This is a genomic window from Pelodictyon clathratiforme (assembly GCF_982375515.1).
Genome location: NZ_OZ455102.1, coordinates 279,197 through 294,486, shown reverse-complemented (window position 1 = coordinate 294,486; position 15,290 = coordinate 279,197). Strand labels below are relative to the sequence as shown.

At 45.5% G+C, this 15,290-nt stretch carries 29 protein-coding genes and 1 tRNA gene; 1 reads left to right on the top strand and 29 read right to left on the bottom strand.

The window, feature by feature from the left end; all coding sequences use genetic code 11:
- Positions 1–53 precede the first annotated feature (53 nt).
- On the top strand, positions 54–740 hold the full coding sequence (gene rsmG, locus AC56AD_RS01560) for a 16S rRNA (guanine(527)-N(7))-methyltransferase RsmG (protein WP_012507146.1): 687 nt from the start codon (positions 54–56) through the stop codon (positions 738–740).
- 41 nt (positions 741–781) lie between these two features.
- On the opposite strand, the gene rplQ is transcribed toward rsmG, so the two are convergent.
- From rplQ to rplD, 29 genes are all read right to left on the bottom strand, one after another.
- Positions 782–1,240, bottom strand: coding sequence for a 50S ribosomal protein L17 (gene rplQ / locus AC56AD_RS01555; protein WP_012507145.1), 459 nt, complete (start codon positions 1,238–1,240; stop codon positions 782–784).
- Between the two features lie 46 nt (positions 1,241–1,286).
- Entirely contained in the window at positions 1,287–2,270 is a 984-nt protein-coding gene (locus AC56AD_RS01550) for a DNA-directed RNA polymerase subunit alpha (protein ID WP_012507144.1), read from the bottom strand.
- A gap of 29 nt (positions 2,271–2,299) precedes the next feature.
- The gene (gene rpsD / locus AC56AD_RS01545; protein WP_012507143.1) at positions 2,300–2,911 is read right to left on the bottom strand and encodes a 30S ribosomal protein S4; all 612 of its coding nucleotides are present in this window, start codon (positions 2,909–2,911) and stop codon (positions 2,300–2,302) included.
- Between the two features lie 37 nt (positions 2,912–2,948).
- Positions 2,949–3,332 carry a 30S ribosomal protein S11 gene (gene rpsK, locus AC56AD_RS01540; protein WP_012507142.1) on the bottom strand — a complete coding sequence of 128 codons (384 nt, stop codon included), beginning with the start codon at positions 3,330–3,332 and terminating at the stop codon, positions 2,949–2,951.
- Positions 3,333–3,380: 48 nt separating this feature from the next.
- Positions 3,381–3,758 carry a 30S ribosomal protein S13 gene (gene rpsM, locus AC56AD_RS01535; protein WP_012507141.1) on the bottom strand — a complete coding sequence of 126 codons (378 nt, stop codon included), beginning with the start codon at positions 3,756–3,758 and terminating at the stop codon, positions 3,381–3,383.
- 33 nt (positions 3,759–3,791) lie between these two features.
- Positions 3,792–3,908 (bottom strand): 50S ribosomal protein L36, encoded by a 117-nt coding sequence (gene rpmJ, locus AC56AD_RS01530; RefSeq protein WP_011362841.1) that lies wholly within the window; start codon positions 3,906–3,908, stop codon positions 3,792–3,794.
- 116 nt (positions 3,909–4,024) lie between these two features.
- The gene (gene infA, locus AC56AD_RS01525; protein ID WP_012507140.1) at positions 4,025–4,243 is read right to left on the bottom strand and encodes a translation initiation factor IF-1; all 219 of its coding nucleotides are present in this window, start codon (positions 4,241–4,243) and stop codon (positions 4,025–4,027) included.
- 39 nt (positions 4,244–4,282) lie between these two features.
- Complete coding sequence (gene map, locus AC56AD_RS01520) at positions 4,283–5,080, bottom strand: type I methionyl aminopeptidase (protein ID WP_012507139.1); 798 nt, start codon at positions 5,078–5,080, stop codon at positions 4,283–4,285.
- A 10-nt stretch (positions 5,081–5,090) separates the two neighbouring features.
- Positions 5,091–6,422 carry a preprotein translocase subunit SecY gene (gene secY, locus AC56AD_RS01515; RefSeq protein ID WP_012507138.1) on the bottom strand — a complete coding sequence of 444 codons (1,332 nt, stop codon included), beginning with the start codon at positions 6,420–6,422 and terminating at the stop codon, positions 5,091–5,093.
- A gap of 18 nt (positions 6,423–6,440) precedes the next feature.
- Positions 6,441–6,995: a 50S ribosomal protein L15 gene (rplO, locus tag AC56AD_RS01510; RefSeq protein ID WP_012507137.1), complete on the bottom strand. Its 555-nt coding sequence runs from the start codon at positions 6,993–6,995 to the stop codon at positions 6,441–6,443.
- Positions 6,996–7,029: 34 nt separating this feature from the next.
- Complete coding sequence (gene rpmD / locus AC56AD_RS01505) at positions 7,030–7,215, bottom strand: 50S ribosomal protein L30 (RefSeq protein WP_041526617.1); 186 nt, start codon at positions 7,213–7,215, stop codon at positions 7,030–7,032.
- Between the two features lie 17 nt (positions 7,216–7,232).
- Positions 7,233–7,751 (bottom strand): 30S ribosomal protein S5, encoded by a 519-nt coding sequence (gene rpsE, locus AC56AD_RS01500; protein ID WP_012507135.1) that lies wholly within the window; start codon positions 7,749–7,751, stop codon positions 7,233–7,235.
- Positions 7,752–7,774: 23 nt separating this feature from the next.
- Positions 7,775–8,134, bottom strand: coding sequence for a 50S ribosomal protein L18 (gene rplR / locus AC56AD_RS01495; protein ID WP_012507134.1), 360 nt, complete (start codon positions 8,132–8,134; stop codon positions 7,775–7,777).
- 57 nt (positions 8,135–8,191) lie between these two features.
- The gene (gene rplF / locus AC56AD_RS01490) at positions 8,192–8,731 is read right to left on the bottom strand and encodes a 50S ribosomal protein L6 (protein ID WP_012507133.1); all 540 of its coding nucleotides are present in this window, start codon (positions 8,729–8,731) and stop codon (positions 8,192–8,194) included.
- Positions 8,732–8,759: 28 nt separating this feature from the next.
- Positions 8,760–9,155, bottom strand: a complete 396-nt coding sequence (rpsH, locus tag AC56AD_RS01485; RefSeq protein WP_012507132.1) for a 30S ribosomal protein S8 — start codon at positions 9,153–9,155, stop codon at positions 8,760–8,762.
- Between the two features lie 64 nt (positions 9,156–9,219).
- A complete protein-coding gene (rpsN, locus tag AC56AD_RS01480; protein ID WP_012507131.1) occupies positions 9,220–9,489 on the bottom strand; it encodes a 30S ribosomal protein S14 in 270 nt (89 codons plus the stop codon).
- 16 nt (positions 9,490–9,505) lie between these two features.
- A complete protein-coding gene (gene rplE, locus AC56AD_RS01475) occupies positions 9,506–10,093 on the bottom strand; it encodes a 50S ribosomal protein L5 (RefSeq protein WP_012507130.1) in 588 nt (195 codons plus the stop codon).
- Positions 10,094–10,154: 61 nt separating this feature from the next.
- On the bottom strand, positions 10,155–10,397 hold the full coding sequence (gene rplX / locus AC56AD_RS01470) for a 50S ribosomal protein L24 (RefSeq protein WP_012507129.1): 243 nt from the start codon (positions 10,395–10,397) through the stop codon (positions 10,155–10,157).
- Positions 10,398–10,428: 31 nt separating this feature from the next.
- Positions 10,429–10,504: transfer RNA gene (locus AC56AD_RS01465), tRNA-Gly, on the bottom strand.
- Between the two features lie 10 nt (positions 10,505–10,514).
- Positions 10,515–10,883, bottom strand: coding sequence for a 50S ribosomal protein L14 (rplN, locus tag AC56AD_RS01460; protein ID WP_012507128.1), 369 nt, complete (start codon positions 10,881–10,883; stop codon positions 10,515–10,517).
- 38 nt (positions 10,884–10,921) lie between these two features.
- Entirely contained in the window at positions 10,922–11,221 is a 300-nt protein-coding gene (rpsQ, locus tag AC56AD_RS01455; protein WP_273278710.1) for a 30S ribosomal protein S17, read from the bottom strand.
- Between the two features lie 32 nt (positions 11,222–11,253).
- A complete protein-coding gene (gene rpmC, locus AC56AD_RS01450) occupies positions 11,254–11,460 on the bottom strand; it encodes a 50S ribosomal protein L29 (RefSeq protein WP_012507126.1) in 207 nt (68 codons plus the stop codon).
- 34 nt (positions 11,461–11,494) lie between these two features.
- Positions 11,495–11,914 carry a 50S ribosomal protein L16 gene (rplP, locus tag AC56AD_RS01445; protein WP_012507125.1) on the bottom strand — a complete coding sequence of 140 codons (420 nt, stop codon included), beginning with the start codon at positions 11,912–11,914 and terminating at the stop codon, positions 11,495–11,497.
- 44 nt (positions 11,915–11,958) lie between these two features.
- Positions 11,959–12,708 carry a 30S ribosomal protein S3 gene (rpsC, locus tag AC56AD_RS01440; protein ID WP_012507124.1) on the bottom strand — a complete coding sequence of 250 codons (750 nt, stop codon included), beginning with the start codon at positions 12,706–12,708 and terminating at the stop codon, positions 11,959–11,961.
- Between the two features lie 16 nt (positions 12,709–12,724).
- On the bottom strand, positions 12,725–13,084 hold the full coding sequence (rplV, locus tag AC56AD_RS01435; protein WP_012507123.1) for a 50S ribosomal protein L22: 360 nt from the start codon (positions 13,082–13,084) through the stop codon (positions 12,725–12,727).
- A 30-nt stretch (positions 13,085–13,114) separates the two neighbouring features.
- Positions 13,115–13,414, bottom strand: a complete 300-nt coding sequence (gene rpsS, locus AC56AD_RS01430) for a 30S ribosomal protein S19 (protein WP_012507122.1) — start codon at positions 13,412–13,414, stop codon at positions 13,115–13,117.
- A gap of 33 nt (positions 13,415–13,447) precedes the next feature.
- On the bottom strand, positions 13,448–14,287 hold the full coding sequence (gene rplB, locus AC56AD_RS01425; RefSeq protein WP_083765299.1) for a 50S ribosomal protein L2: 840 nt from the start codon (positions 14,285–14,287) through the stop codon (positions 13,448–13,450).
- Positions 14,288–14,318: 31 nt separating this feature from the next.
- On the bottom strand, positions 14,319–14,630 hold the full coding sequence (gene rplW, locus AC56AD_RS01420) for a 50S ribosomal protein L23 (protein WP_012507120.1): 312 nt from the start codon (positions 14,628–14,630) through the stop codon (positions 14,319–14,321).
- 31 nt (positions 14,631–14,661) lie between these two features.
- A complete protein-coding gene (gene rplD / locus AC56AD_RS01415; protein WP_041526615.1) occupies positions 14,662–15,288 on the bottom strand; it encodes a 50S ribosomal protein L4 in 627 nt (208 codons plus the stop codon).
- Positions 15,289–15,290 lie beyond the last annotated feature (2 nt).

The window sequence follows — 15,290 nt, the reverse complement described above, 5'->3', positions numbered from 1 at the left end:
CCCAAAATATCGTTTTTTGGGGTTAAACCTCAGAACAGAAAGGATGACTACCTATGGAACGAATGAATGATAATGTGTTGACCCTGCAGATGTTATGTGCTGAACAGGGGATGGAGATTGATCTCCCGACACTTCAGCAACTGGCACGATATGGTGATTGCCTTGAGCGATGGAATCACAAGATAAACCTGATCAGTCGGAAGGAAGATGCTCCGGTCATTATCAAACATATCTTTCACTCGCTCCTGATCACTCTCTACCACTCTTTCCGCGAGGGGGAAGATGTTCTTGATCTGGGAACTGGTGGAGGATTACCAGGTATTCCGCTCTCTCTTCTCTTCCCCCGTACTCGTTTTCTTCTGGTGGATGCGACGGGGAAGAAAATTGCAGCCTGTCAAGCCATGATTACAGAGCTGGGCATCAACAATGCTATTGCTCTGCATACGCGGGTAGAAGAGCTTAAAGGTGTTGTGTTTGATACGGTTCTTTCAAGGCAGGTTGCTCCTCTTGACAAACTCTGCTCTTACTCAGCACCTCTTCTGAAAGCTGGCGGAACCCTGATTTGCCTGAAGGGGGGAAATCTTGAAAATGAGATTGCGGCTGCCATGAAGTCAAACAAGGGGCAGGAGGGTTTCCCTTCAAAAGTTGAACTGCATCCTATCCATGGCATCAGCCCCTTTTTCTCTGAAAAGCAGATAGTCATTGTCCACGGAAAGAACTCTTCCGCAAACAATGACTGACTGATGACAAGAGCAGAAAGGAGGGAAACAGGGAGAGAAGTTTACCCGGCCACAGAAACTGCTGCTTCAGCGGTTTTCTTGGAACCTTTGACTCGTTTGGCACGATCCTGCTTGCCAGTCTTCTGGCTTGCTGATGGTGCTTCCTGATAATCGACAAGTTCAATCACTGCCATTTTTGCTGCGTCTCCAAAACGGGGAGCGAGCTTGATAACACGAGTATATCCTCCCTGACGGGTACCAACCTTGGCGACAATCTCTTCAAACAGAATTCTGATTGCCTGTTTGTCACGAATATCCTTGAATATTTCGCGCTGGGCATGAACCGTACCCTTGCGAGCTTTGGTAATGATTTTCTCAACAACCCTGCGGGTCTCTTTCGCTTTTGCCTCTGTCGTCTCAATGCGCTTGTAGACAAGCAGTTGCGTTGACAGATTGCTGAGCGTCGCCTTTCTATGGGCTGCGGTTCTTCCGAGTTTTCTTGCCGGCTTAACTTTACGCATGTCTATTTCCTGATCTCAATAATTCAAAAAAACGGTTACGATTTTATCATTTCATCTGATACTTGGTAATATCCATACCAAACTTCAGGTCAAACTTTTCAAGCTGTTCCTTGAGTTCCGTGAGTGACTTCTTGCCAAAGTTCTTGTAATTAAGCAATTCGTCCTCCTTATGCGAGACGAGTTCACCAATGGTATCGATTTCTGCAAGTCTGAGGCAGTTGTGCGAACGAACAGAAAGATCGAGATCTTCGATTTTGGTGTGAAAGAGCCTGCGCATCGTCTCAAACTCGTCATCCTGCTGTTTGAATTCCTCTTCGGTAAACTCCTCTTCTGTAGGTGAGAAATTGGCAAAAAAGGTAACATGATCAGTGATGATTTTACCTGCAAGACTGATGGAGTCATCAGGACTTACAGAACCATCTGTCTCAACATCAAGAATCATTTTTTCATAATCGGTCCGCTGCCCGACGCGCGTATTTTCTACAGTAAACTTCACATTTCTGATCGGTGTATAAATAGCGTCAACGGCAATATAACCTATTGGCATCCCTTCTGGCCTGTTTTCCTCGGCAGGCATATAACCACGTCCTCTTCCGATATAGAGATCGATCTTGACTGTCGCACCGGCATTTATGGTCGCAACATGCATATCCTTGTTCAACACCTCGAACTCACCCTCCTGTGCAATAATATCACCAGCCGTAAAATCCATAGGGCCGACAAGGGTCAACGAGGTCTTGCAGTTTCTTTTACAGGTAGACTTGAAACGTACTTTTTTAAGGTTCAGAACAATTTCGGGCACATCCTCACGAACACCATCAATGGCAGCAAACTCATGAAAAACACCATCTATCTTGATCCCTGTTATTGCAGTTCCCGGTAGTGAGGCCAGAAGAACCCTTCTCATAACGTTTCCAAGGGTCACGCCATAACCGCGCTCGAGCGGCTGGGCAATGAACCTGCCGAAACAATCCGTATGGGAAGATTCGTCAACCTCTATTTTTGCAGGCATCTGCATCTGGTATATCATAGTAATTTATACCTTAGAATTCATTAAAATCACTTCGAGTACAATTCAACGACCAACTGTTCGTTGAAAGGCTCCTGTACTTCCACTCTCTCAGGTACACTCAGAAATACAGCTTTCTGGTTGGCCTTGTCAACCTGTATCCATGAAGGAATACGGGATTCAGGGGCCTTATTGAGGGAATCCGTTACGGCTCCCATATTTTTGCTTCTCTGACGGAATTCAATGACTTCAGATGGAGAAACGATATAGGATGGAATATCGACCTTCTTGCCGTTTATGAGAAGATGGCCGTGCGTAACAAGCTGGCGTGCGCCTGAACGTGAAGGAGCAAATCCGGCACGAAAGACAACGTTGTCAAAACGTCTCTCAAGAAGCTTGACAAGGTTATCGCCTGTAACACCTCTCTGTGATACTGCTTTTTTATAATAATTCCTGAATTGCTTTTCGAGAATACCGTAAAGATATTTCATCTTCTGTTTCTCTCTAAGCTGGAGAGCATATTCAGAAACTTTTCCTTTCCGACCCTGACCATGCTGACCTGGAGGAAAAGGACGTCTTTCAAGATATTTTTCTGCCTTTGGTGCAAGCGCAATACCTAACCTGCGGGATACTTTTGTTATTGAGCCTCTGAATCTTGCCATATCACTTGCTTCATTGAAATTCTATGAATATATAAAATCAGACCCTTCTGCGCTTTGGAGGCCTGCAGCCATTATGCGGAAGTGGTGTTATATCCTTAATGGTGCGAACATCGAGACCAGCTCCCTGCAACGCCCTTATTGCGGCATCACGTCCGGCACCAGGGCCTTTGATAAAGACATTCACATGCCTCATTCCAAGGTCGTAAGCCTCTTTTGCGGCAGCTTCCGAGGTAATCTGGGATGCATAAGGAGTGTTCTTTTTCGACCCCTTGAACCCATTTTTGCCTGCACTGGACCAGGAAACCGTATTGCCCTGAAGATCAGTAATGGTCACCATGATGTTATTGAACGATGCCTTGATATGTACGGCACCTTCAGGAGTAACCTTTACCTTCTTTTTTTTCTTGCTTATTGTAGCCATGAACTTACACTCTTTAGTATCGAAGATTTTATTGCTTACTCTACACTACTACTTCTTGACTGCCTTCTTCTTGCCGGCGACGGTCTTCCGTTTACCTTTTCTGGTCCTTGCGTTAGTACGTGTTCTTTGTCCGCGAACAGGCAGAGAGCGTCGGTGACGAAGTCCCCTGTAGCAACCGATATCCATCAAACGTTTAATGGCAGTCTGTTGCTCACCTCGAGCCTGCCCTTCAACCTTGTATTGTTCGGCAATAATTTCTCTGATTGCATGCGCCTCCTCATCATTCAGCTCAGAAATCTTTCTGTTTGGCGCAATACCGGCTCTCTGCAGAATGCTTTCTGCTGATGCTCTCCCAATACCATAAACATGCGTCAAAGCAATAACTGCATGTTTGTTTAACGGCAAATTTACCCCAGCTATCCTCATATTCTCTTTAAAGTTCTATTGTTTTTCTGAAGATCAACCCTGGCGCTGCTTATGGCTGGGATTTACTTTACAAATCACATATCTCTTGCCTTTGCGCTTGACGATGCGGCAGTGCTCACAGCGCTTTTTAATAGAAGAATATATTTTCATAATAACATCCAGATGCAATATGCAATGATTAAACTAACTGACCCGAAACCTGAAAAGGTCTGTAATGTAATAAATAAAGATTAAAAAATCAATAATCTCATCACTTATTTCACCACTTATTTGTATCGATAGGTAATCCGGCCCTTGGAGATATCGTAGGGTGATATTTGGACTTTTACCTTGTCACCGGGCAGAATCCTGATGTAGTGCATCCTGATTTTGCCGGAAACATGCGCCAATACCTCAAGGCTGTTTTCGAGTTTCACCTTGAATTGCGCGTTTGGAAGCGCTTCGAGAATAACGCCTTCAATTTCAATTGATTCTTCTTTGGCCAAATTGTCTGCTCCTTAGTTCTTATAAAGTGTTGTAATCGATCAAGGGTGTTTACCATCAAGGAAGGTACCGGTCAGTATCTCAGCTTTACCGGCCCTTACAACAATCGTATGCTCAAAATGTGCCGAAGGCTTCCCATCCTCTGTCACTGCAACCCATCCTCCACGACGGCTGATTGCCCTGCGCGATCGTCCAAGGGCGATCATAGGCTCAATGGCAAGTGTCATGCCTGTCTTCAGCAGTGGGCCAGTATTCTTTTTCCCATAATTTGGTACAGCAGGGTCTTCGTGCAGTTCACTTCCAATACCATGACCGACCATGTTTTCAATAACACTGAACCTGAATGAACGGGCATAATCTTCTATGGCTGATGAAATATCGTGGAGGCGATTTCCTTCGACTGCCATCGCAATGCCACGTGCAAGACATTCGCGAGTTACATCGACCAGTTGCTGAACCTTTTCATCTATGACACCGAGTACAAACGTACGAGCTGCATCACCGTGATAACCACCCTTGTAAACTCCACAGTCAACGGAAACAATATCACCTTCCCTGATCACCCGTTTTTTGCTTGGTATACCGTGCACCACCTCTTCATTGAGTGAAACACAAAGTGTCGCTGGATATGGTGTTGCATCGGGATCCCCTTTCGGGGTATAATTCAGAAAACTTGGAACAGCATGATTATCCCTGATAAACTCTTCGGCCATGACATCGAGCTCTTTTGTCGTCATGCCCGGTTTGATTTCCTGCTCCAGCAAATCAAGCGCCTTGGCGACCAAAGCACCGGACTCTCTCATCAGCTCAATTTCCCGCTCGCTTTTTATCGTAATCATGTATTTTCCATTACCTGCTCTGTCGTCCGCGTGTTTTGCCTGACTTCATAAAACCATCGTAGTGCCGCATGAGCAGATGACTTTCAACCTGCTGCAAGGTATCAAGGCCGACTCCAACAATAATCAGAAGACTTGTTCCACCAAAAAACTGGGCAAACCCTGGTGTTACATTGGCGAATTTAGTCAAAAATGTTGGCAGGATTGCGATGATGGCAAGCGATATGGCACCAGGCAGTGTAATACGAGTCAAAATATTATCTATAAAATCTGCCGTGCTCTTGCCAGGTCGAACACCCGGAATAAAGCCTCCCTGACGGCGCATGGTGTCGGCAACTTCCTTTGGATTGAAGGCAATTGCTGTATAAAAATAGGTAAAGAAGACAATCATGGTGCCGAACATGAGTGCATACCACCAGGAGTCATAAGCGAGTAACTTGGCAATGCTCTGCATCACCTCATTTTCAGGGAAAAAAGAGAGGAAGGTGCCAGGAAGAAACATGATCGATTGTGCAAAGATAATCGGCATGACACCGGCGGTATTGATCCGCATTGGAATATACTGGGTACTGCCTCCGTAGACCTTGCGCCCAACAACCCTTTTGGCATGCTGGACAGGAACACGGCGGGTACCAACCGTCAGGATAACCACAAAAGCAACAATCGCCGCCATCATGGCAAGAATGATAATCTCAATTACCCAGTTCTTGCTTCCCAGCGAGACAGAACGAAACTCGGCCACAAGAGCCTGAGGAAACCTTGCAAGGATACCGATCATGATAATGAGTGATATGCCATTACCAATACCCCGTTCAGTAATTTTTTCTCCGAGCCACATGACAAAGACCGTCGAAGCTGTCAGGAGAACCACTACGGTGATGGTAAAAAAGATCCCTGGATCGGGAACAATGGCAGTGCCGAAGGAGGCTGGACTGGCGAGGCTTACACTCACTCCCCAAGCTTGGAGTACCGCAATAAGAACTGTTCCATATCGTGTCATCTGACTGATTTTCTGCCGGCCATCTTCCCCCTCTTTCTGGAGTTTCTGGAAATATGGAGTAACCGCCCCAAGCAACTGCACGATGATCGATGCTGAGATATAGGGCATGATACCAAGAGAAAAGATCGAAGCTCTGGCAAAAGCACCGCCGACAAAAAGGTCAAATAGTCCGAAGAGATCGTTGGAGTGGGTCTGCGATGCGCCTGACACAGCAGCCGCATCAACACCCGGAATGGTAATATGTGAACCCAGCCTGTAGACAAATAAAAGAAGAAGCGTATAAAGGATCCGCTGACGGAGTTCAGGGATTTTATTGATGTTCCTTATACTTTCATTAAGCTTCATAGCGTCCTTTTAACGGATTCAAGGCTTGGTGGATTTTTTTGCTCTCTTTACGAGCTTTGCCTTTGGTTTCAGGAGAGCCTCTTCAAACGGCAGATCCCTGACCTTGGATGCCTCTTCCAGCGTACGGAAGGCTTTCACTACTGTTCCGCCTGCTGCGGCTATTTTCTCCTCGGCACTTTTGCTGAAAGCATGAGCGGTAATGGTGATAGCGCTTGTCAGTTCACCATTGCCGAGAATCTTGAAATAATCAGCATTACTCGCATGCAGAAGCGATTTGAGATCAAGAATGGTAATCTCGTTTTCTACAAGACCATCCTGAATCCATTTATCGATCTGGGTAAGATTGACCGTATTTACCGGCTTCTTATCAAGAGGAGTAAAACCGAATTTTGGCAATCTCCGGTAAACAGGTACTTGGCCGCCTTCAATAATAGGTCTTTTGTAGCCGCTACGTGACTGCTGACCATTATTTCCCTTGCCAGCGGTCGTTCCGTTACCTGAACCTTGACCGCGACCGACCCTCTTTTTGTTTTTTACTGCGCCTTTTGCAGGACGAAGTGAACTTAAATCCATGGTTTCAATTCCCGACTTGCTATTAGTAAAAATCTTAGACCTCTTCAACCTTTACAAGGTGCTGCACAACCCTTATCTGCCCCCTGGTGCAGGGATTGTCCTGACGGTCAACATGATAATTTGGCCTGCCGAGGCCAAGCGCCTGAATGGTGGCTCTCTGCTTTTTTGTGCCACCAATAATGCTGCGCACCTGGGTAATCCTTAATATTTTCTCACTCATGATCGCATTTGTCATTTTTAGCTTTCAAAAACCTCTTTCAGGCTCTTTGACCGTCTTTCACCAACATCATAGGCATCAGAGATGCTCTGAAGTCCCTTGATGGCAGCCTTAACCACATTGTGCGGATTGGAAGATCCAAGTGATTTTGTCAGAATGTCATGAATACCTGCCATTTCAAGCACAGCCCTCACCGCTCCACCAGCAATAAGACCGGTACCAGGGGTTGCCGGCTTCATCATAACCTTTGCCGAACCAAACTTGGCAACAATCTGATGAGGTATGGTACCCTTCACAATCGGCACCTTGATCACATTTTTCTTTCCGTCTTCGATGCCTTTTGCAATGGCATCCTGTACTTCGTTTGCTTTTCCAAGCCCGTAGCCTACATGGCCTTCTTTATCGCCAACCACAACAATAGCGTTGAATCCGAAGCGTTTACCGCCTTTGACAACCTTTGCAGTCCTGTTGATATGAACCAGCTTTTCTTTCAGATTTAATTCACCGGGCCTGATATTCTTAGCAGATGTTTTTGCCATTTACCTATCTCTTTGAAAAGTTTTTAAAAGATCAGTCCTGCTTCTCTCGCACCATCAGCCAATGCCTTGACCCTGCCATGATAACGAAATCCATTCCTGTCAAATACCACACATGTTATACCCTGAGCAAGGGCTTTCTGACCAAGCTGATTTCCGATTATGCGGCAGAGTTCTGACTTTGAACCCTTGAGAGCCGAATTGTCTTTTGAAAGTGTTGATGCGGCCAATATGGTTTTGCCATTCACATCATCAATCAACTGTGCATAAATCTGCGAAAGGCTCCTGTAAACACAAAGCCTCGGCTTTGCCGATGTCCCCTGGACGTTGCCTCTGCTTCTGTCCTTGATTTTCTGCCTCCGGGAGGCCTTATCGATTTGACTCATTCTATTGAACCGTTGTATAATGTTATTGCCTGACTACTTGAGCTTTTCGTTCACGCTTTATTTGCCTGCAGCCTTACCTTCCTTGCGGCGGATGACTTCACCTTCATATTTAATGCCTTTTCCACGATAAGGTTCCGGCTTTCTGAATGAACGGATCTTGGCGGCAACCTGACCAACAAGAGCCTTGTCAATGCCACTTACAAGAACAGTGACCTGATCAGGCACTTCAATTTTAATCTCATCCGGAGCCTTGAAATAGATCATATGCGAATAGCCAAGTGTCAGGGCAAGCAGATCATTTTTCAGCTCAGCACGATACCCGACGCCAGCAATTTCGAGTTTTCTGGTAAAACCTTTTGTTACACCATCAACCATATTGCTGATAAGCATACGGTAAAGACCATGCTGTGCTTTAGCCTTTTTACTGTCATCGATTCTCAATACGGTAACTAAACCGTTTTCTTCCGATACGGTTACCTGATCGGTCAGCCTCTGTTCAAGAGTGCCTTTAGGACCGGATACCCTGATGTTTGAATCTTTGATCTCTATCTTCGCCTGATTGCTCAGGGGTATGGGCATTTTTCCTATTCTTGACATGGTATTCTAATGCTCTTTGGCTTATGGATTAATAGATACGGAACAGGATTTCACCACCTACGCCCTGTGCCCTTGCCTCTTTATCGGTTATTACCCCTTTCGATGATGAGAGGATATACAACCCGAGACCACCAAGATATTTTTTAATATCTTTTCCATCATAAACACGCCGACCCGGCTTGCTGACTCTGCTGATCTCCTTGATAGCAGGATCACCATGGGCAGTATACTTCAGATCAATCCGAAGAAACGGAAATTTTTCGGTGGTTATGACCGTAAAGTTTTTAATGTACCCTTTCTCCACAAGCAATTGCGAAAGATTCTCCCTGAGCTTTGAATACGGGATATCGGTTGTTTTATTTTTTGCTCTTCCCGCATTTCTGATACGGGTGATATAATCTGCAATAGAATCCGTTACAGGCATAGCAAACGTTGGTTACTTTCTAAAATGAACAAATACCTTACTTTGATAATGACAAACCAGCTTCTTACCAGCTTGCTTTCTTCACACCAGGCAACTTTCCTTCAAGAGCGAATTTGCGGAACATATGCCGGCATAACCCATACTTTGCATAAACACCTCTTCCACGACCTGTAAGCACACAACGGTTGCGAACCCTTGTTGCAGAACTGTCTCTTGGCAACTTGCGAAGGGCTTCATAATCGCCAGCTTTAAGCAGCTCCGCACGGAGGACTGCATATTTCGCTACAAGCTTGATTCTCTTCTCGTTCCTTGCTATAACGCTTTTCTTGGCCATCTGTTTTCTGAATTATTTAGTTGTTCTTCTTTTTGAATGGCATTCCAAGTTCCGAGAGCAGTACATAAGCCTCTTCATCTGTCGAAGCTGAAGTTACAAAACTGATATCCATTCCGGATATTCTCGGTACTTTGTCAATATCGATTTCCGGAAATATAATCTGCTCCCTGACTCCAACGGTATAGTTTCCACGGCCATCGAAACTGGTATCGCTGAGCCCACGGAAATCACGTATTCTTGGAACGGCAAGACTGACAAAACGATCAAAAAACTCGTACATGGCCTTGCGGCGTAACGTTACGCGGCAACCTATAGCCTGGCCTTCGCGTAATTTAAAGTTTGATATTGCTTTTTTTGATTTACGGATCTGGGGTTTCTGACCTGTAATCTGGGCAAGCTCCTGAAGAGCAATTTCAAGCAGTTTTGGTTCTGCCGCTGCAGCACCTACACCGATATTGATCGATATTTTTTTAAGCTTCGGTACCAGCATGGCATTCTTGTACTGAAAGCGCTCGACAAGATTGGGAGTTACTTTCTCTTTAAAGAATGTTTCAAGTCTTGCCAGTGAAGGTGTTGTCGGTGTCATCTCTTTATTCTTGTCCATCTTGTTCATTATCAGTTTACCCGCGATGGTCTTGGTCATCGGAGCCTTTTAGTAGAAACACTTAACTTTTCTTCACGTTGGAAGAATGAATCGGGAACTCCCGCTCAATAATCGATCCCTGTGTCTGCCCCTGGGTCGGACGCATGTGGCGCTTCCGGATATTGACACCTTCTACAATAACACGGCTTTTTATCGGAAACACTTTCAGAATCTTTCCTTCCTTGCCTTTATCATTGCCGCTGATGACGACGACCGAGTCATTCTTCTTGACGTGCAACTTAACCTTTTTAATACCTGTTTTCATTTTTTACTGATATGATATTATTCATAAAATCTGGAGCGGGAGACGAGACTCGAACTCGCGACCAACAGCTTGGAAGGCTGTGACTCTACCAACTGAGTTACTCCCGCCTGCGTCACCCTACAATACTTCAGGTGCCAACGATACAATCTTCATAAATTTCCTGTCGCGAAGCTCTCTTGCTACCGGCCCGAATATACGGGTTCCCCTCGGTTCACCCTGAGCATTAAGAAGAACAACTGCGTTTTCGTCAAAGCGAATATAGGAACCATCTTTTCTCCGGGATTCCTTGACACAGCGCACGACAACGGCCCTGCACACATCCTTCTTCTTTACAATACCACCAGGAACAGCAGCCTTGACTGATACTATAATCTGATCACCCAATGAGGCATAACGCCTCCCGGTTCCGCCGAAAACGTGAATACAACGAACCTTTTTGGCTCCGCTGTTATCGGCAACAACCAGATTTGTTTCTTTCTGGATCATCCTGTTTCAAACTTTATTAAATGTATAAAAATGCTCTCTTACCTGGCTTTTTCTATAATTTCGACCAAACGACAGCTTTTCCTTTTGCTCAATGGACGACATTCGACCACTTTAACCAAATCACCGATACCAGCTTCATTCTTTTCATCATGAGCTGTCAGCTTCGTCGTCTTCTTGAAATATTTCTTGTAAACCGGATGCTGTACGCTACGTTCTACGGCAACAACACACGACTTATCCATCTTGTCACTGACAACCTTGCCTAACCAGCTTTTTTTTCTTCCCCTTACTGGAGCATTCTGTTCCATTGATACACTGCCCATTTTATTTTCTTCCATGTAAGTAACCAGTTTTATTGTTTGCCTTTCCGTCAAACCTGGCCCGTTTCGGAAGCCGCAAGTTGATGGAGCCGGTTTTTCATGCGCGCAATATCCCGCTTCGAATTGCGGAAAACCATTGGATTCTGCGGCTGTTCAATAACCTTAAAAAAATTGATATCGGCAAGTCTGTTCTCAAGCTCTTTGAGCCTGTCGATCAGTTCCTGTTTATTCAATGCCGCAATTTCATACTTTTTCATAATAAGTAACCCTCGTGTCGAATTAGTTGCTCGGTTAATCTTCGTAATCAGGACGGACAATGAACCTGGTCTTGATGGGCAGTTTTTTCGCTGCAAGCCGGAATGCCTCTGTGGCAACCTCTTTCGGAACTCCATCAGCCTCGAACATGATTCTTCCGGGTTTTACCACTGCAACCCAAAACTCTGGAGAACCTTTACCAGAACCCATTCGGGTTTCAGCAGGTTTTTTTGTTACCGGTTTATCCGGGAAAATCCTGATCCAGATTTTACCATCCCTCTTCATAAATCTCGTCATGGCAACACGGGCAGCCTCAATCTGACGACTGGTAATCCATGCTGGCTCAATTGCTTTAAGACCGAACGAACCGAAAGATACATCTGTACCACGTCCTGAATTGCCTTTCATCCGGCCCCGTTGTGTCTTTCTATATTTAACTCTCTTTGGCATTAACATACAGGCAACTCCATTCTATTTTCTGATTGTATGGTACGTTATATTTATCGCTTGGTACGATGACGGCGCTTTGTGCGACTATCGCGATTTCTTGCACCTGCATCATTGCGTCTTTCCTTGATTCTCTTCAGTTCATCCTCTTCGATTGCATCAATGCGCTGAACGAGGACTTCACCTTTATAAACCCATACCTTGATACCGATGGTACCGGCTATGGTATGAGCGGTGACGCTCGCATAATCAACATTGGCACGGATGGTATGAAGCGGAATCTTTCCCTCTTTATACTGTTCCGAACGGGCAATTTCAGCACCACCGAGACGGCCTCCGCATCTGATCCTGACACCTTCTGCTCCAGAGCGCATGGCCTGCTGGATAGCCTGTTTCATGGCTCTTCTGAATGAAACACGATTTTCAAGCTGGTAGGCAATGTTATCGCCAATCAACTGTGCCTCTATTTCCGGTTTGACAACCTCAACAACATCGATCTTCACCTCTTTTCCGGTGATACGACTCAGCTCCTGGGAAAGGTTGTTGATCTCTTCACCCTTTCTTCCAACAACAGCACCCGGACGGGCTGCATAGATATTGATCTTGACATGCTTCGTCGTTCTCTCGATAATAATACGTGCAATGCCTGCCCTCTCCTTCTTCAGCCTTGCAAGAACATAAGTACGGATAACATGGTCCTGCTTAATTTTCTCCGAAATAACAGGACTGTCATCATACCAGCGTGAAGCCCAGTCTCTGATAATTCCCAGCCTAAATCCAGTAGGATTAACTTTCTGACCCAATGCTCTCTCCTTGTTATTATTTAGTTACTGGATTTTTAACCTTATCAATGACGATCGTAAGATGATTCGATCTCTTCCGAATCCTGAATGCCCGACCCATAGGTGCCGGTAACGTTCTCTTCAGTGTGGTGCCTTCATCAACAAAAATAGTCTTGACAAAAAGCTCCTGATCACTGACCCGTTCGTCCGGGTTACGCTGCGCATAATTTGCAACGGCGGATTTGAGCGTCATCATAACATTTCGAGAAGCGGCCTTTGTTGAGTTGAGCAGAATGGCCTTGGCCAGATCAACCGGTTTTCCACGAACGAGACCCGCTACAAGACGCATCTTTCTTGGCGATGTTGGCGTATCCCGTAAAATTGCTTTAGCTTCCATTGTAATCTTTACCCTTTCGCGTTATTCAATTTATTTTTTTCTTGGTGCTGATCCGCCTTTTTCTGCCTTTCCACCACCAGCATGGCCGCGAAATGATCTCGTCGGGGCAAACTCTCCAAGCTTATGACCTACCATATTATCACCTACATAGACTGGCACATGGTTCTTGCCATTATGCACAGCCACTGTATGACCGACAAAATCAGGTGAAATCATTGAACTTCTGGACCAGGTCTTGATAACCTTTTTTTCTCCCTTGCTATTCATATCAAGGATCCGCTTTTCCAGTTTTATATCAATGAACGGTCCCTTTTTAAGTGATCTTGGCATAATTTCTCTGCTTGTTGTTGTTAACCGCTATAGTTATTTGGCGTTTCTGCCCCGTACAATCAATTTCTGTGAAGCCTTTTTCTTATTTCTGGTCTTCAGACCCTTTGCAAGCTGACCCCATGGCGACATTGGATGCTTTCTTCCACCGCCCGACTTCGACTTGCCTTCACCACCGCCCATCGGGTGATCAACCGGGTTCATGGCCATACCTCTTGTCTGGGGACGAATACCAAGCCAACGACTTCTGCCAGCTTTTCCGAGAACAATATTTTCATGGTCAGTATTGCCTACCACACCGATCGTCGCACGACACTCAACCCTGAGCTTGCGGATTTCGCCGGAAGGAAGCTTCAACGTAACATAATCACCCTCACGCGCTGCAAGAACTGCAAATCCACCTGCCGACCGGACAATCTGTCCACCCTTACCCGCTTTCATCTCAATGTTATGAATATCGGTACCAAGAGGGATATTCTTCAGGGGCATGGTGTTGCCGGTCTTGATTTCGACCTTCTCTCCGCTTTCCACCTTGTCGCCAACATTTAAACCTTTCGGGGCGAGAATATAACGTTTTTCTCCGTCATTGTAATGCAATAATGCAATTCTTGATGAACGGTTCGGATCATACTCAATAGCAGCAACCGTTGCAGGAATACCATCCTTGTTGCGCTTGAAATCGATAATCCTGTAATGCCTTTTATGCCCGCCACCTCTATGCCTTGAAGTTTTGCGTCCCGCAGCGTTGCGGCCACCTGACTTCTTGAGCGGCACAAGCAGGCTTTTTTCCGGCGTGCTTTTTGTGATTTCATCGAATGCAGGGTATGACATGAACCTTGACCCTGGCGTAACCGGCGCTAACTTCCTTATAGCCATTTGAATGTATGATCTATCCTTTTTATGAGTTCTATCCTTCGCTCTTCTGGGCTGTATTTGAGTAATAGTCTATTGACTGACCCTTTTCAAGAGTGATAATCGCTTTTTTCCAGTCACTTTTCTTTCCGGTAACCCTGCCCTTGCGGGTGTTCTGGGCACGGGACTTGCCGAGGCAATTAATCGTACGAATCGATTTCACCTCAACACCAAATTTCTTCTCAACAGCTTTCTTGATATCAGTCTTGTCTGCATCGGGTTTAACGACAAAGACATACTGTCCTTTCTTTTCTGTCAGCCCAGTACTTTTCTCTGTCAACAAAGGGCGCAACAACGGGTTTATCATCTCTTTAACTCCTTTTTCTGGAAAACTGCAATTACCCTAAAGTATCTTCTATTTTTTTCAGCGCTGTCTTCTGAACGAGTAGCGTATGGCTGTGAAGAATATCATAGGTCGATGCCTTGTCGGCTGTCATGATATTCAGTGCCGCGATATTCTTTCCGGATCTTGCAATGATCAGATCATACCCGGGCGTCAACATAAGAGTTTTTTTCTCAGCGAGACCAAGATTTTTCAGAATCTGGGCAAAAGGTTTCGTCTTGATGTTCTCAAAGACAAAATCCTCAATAACAACAATCTGACCGGCCTTCGCCTTCGAACTCAGAGCAGAGCGTCTTGCAAGAAGCTTAACCTTCTTGTTGACCTTCTGATCGTATGCATGGGGGACAGGACCGAATATGGTACCACCACCGATATTGAGTGGCGAACGGCTTGAACCCTGACGAGCATTACCGGTTCCTTTCTGGCGAAGCGGCTTTCTGCCACCACCTCTTACCTCTCCACGTGTTTTTGACTTGTGCGTTCCCTGCCGTCTGTTTGCGAGAATCGACTTGACGTCGAGGTACATCGCATGTTCAGATATTTCAGCGCCGAATATATCGTCACGGAGCGTTACCACTTCCCCGGTTTCAGTACCGCCGGTATTTAAGACTTTAAGTTCCATAG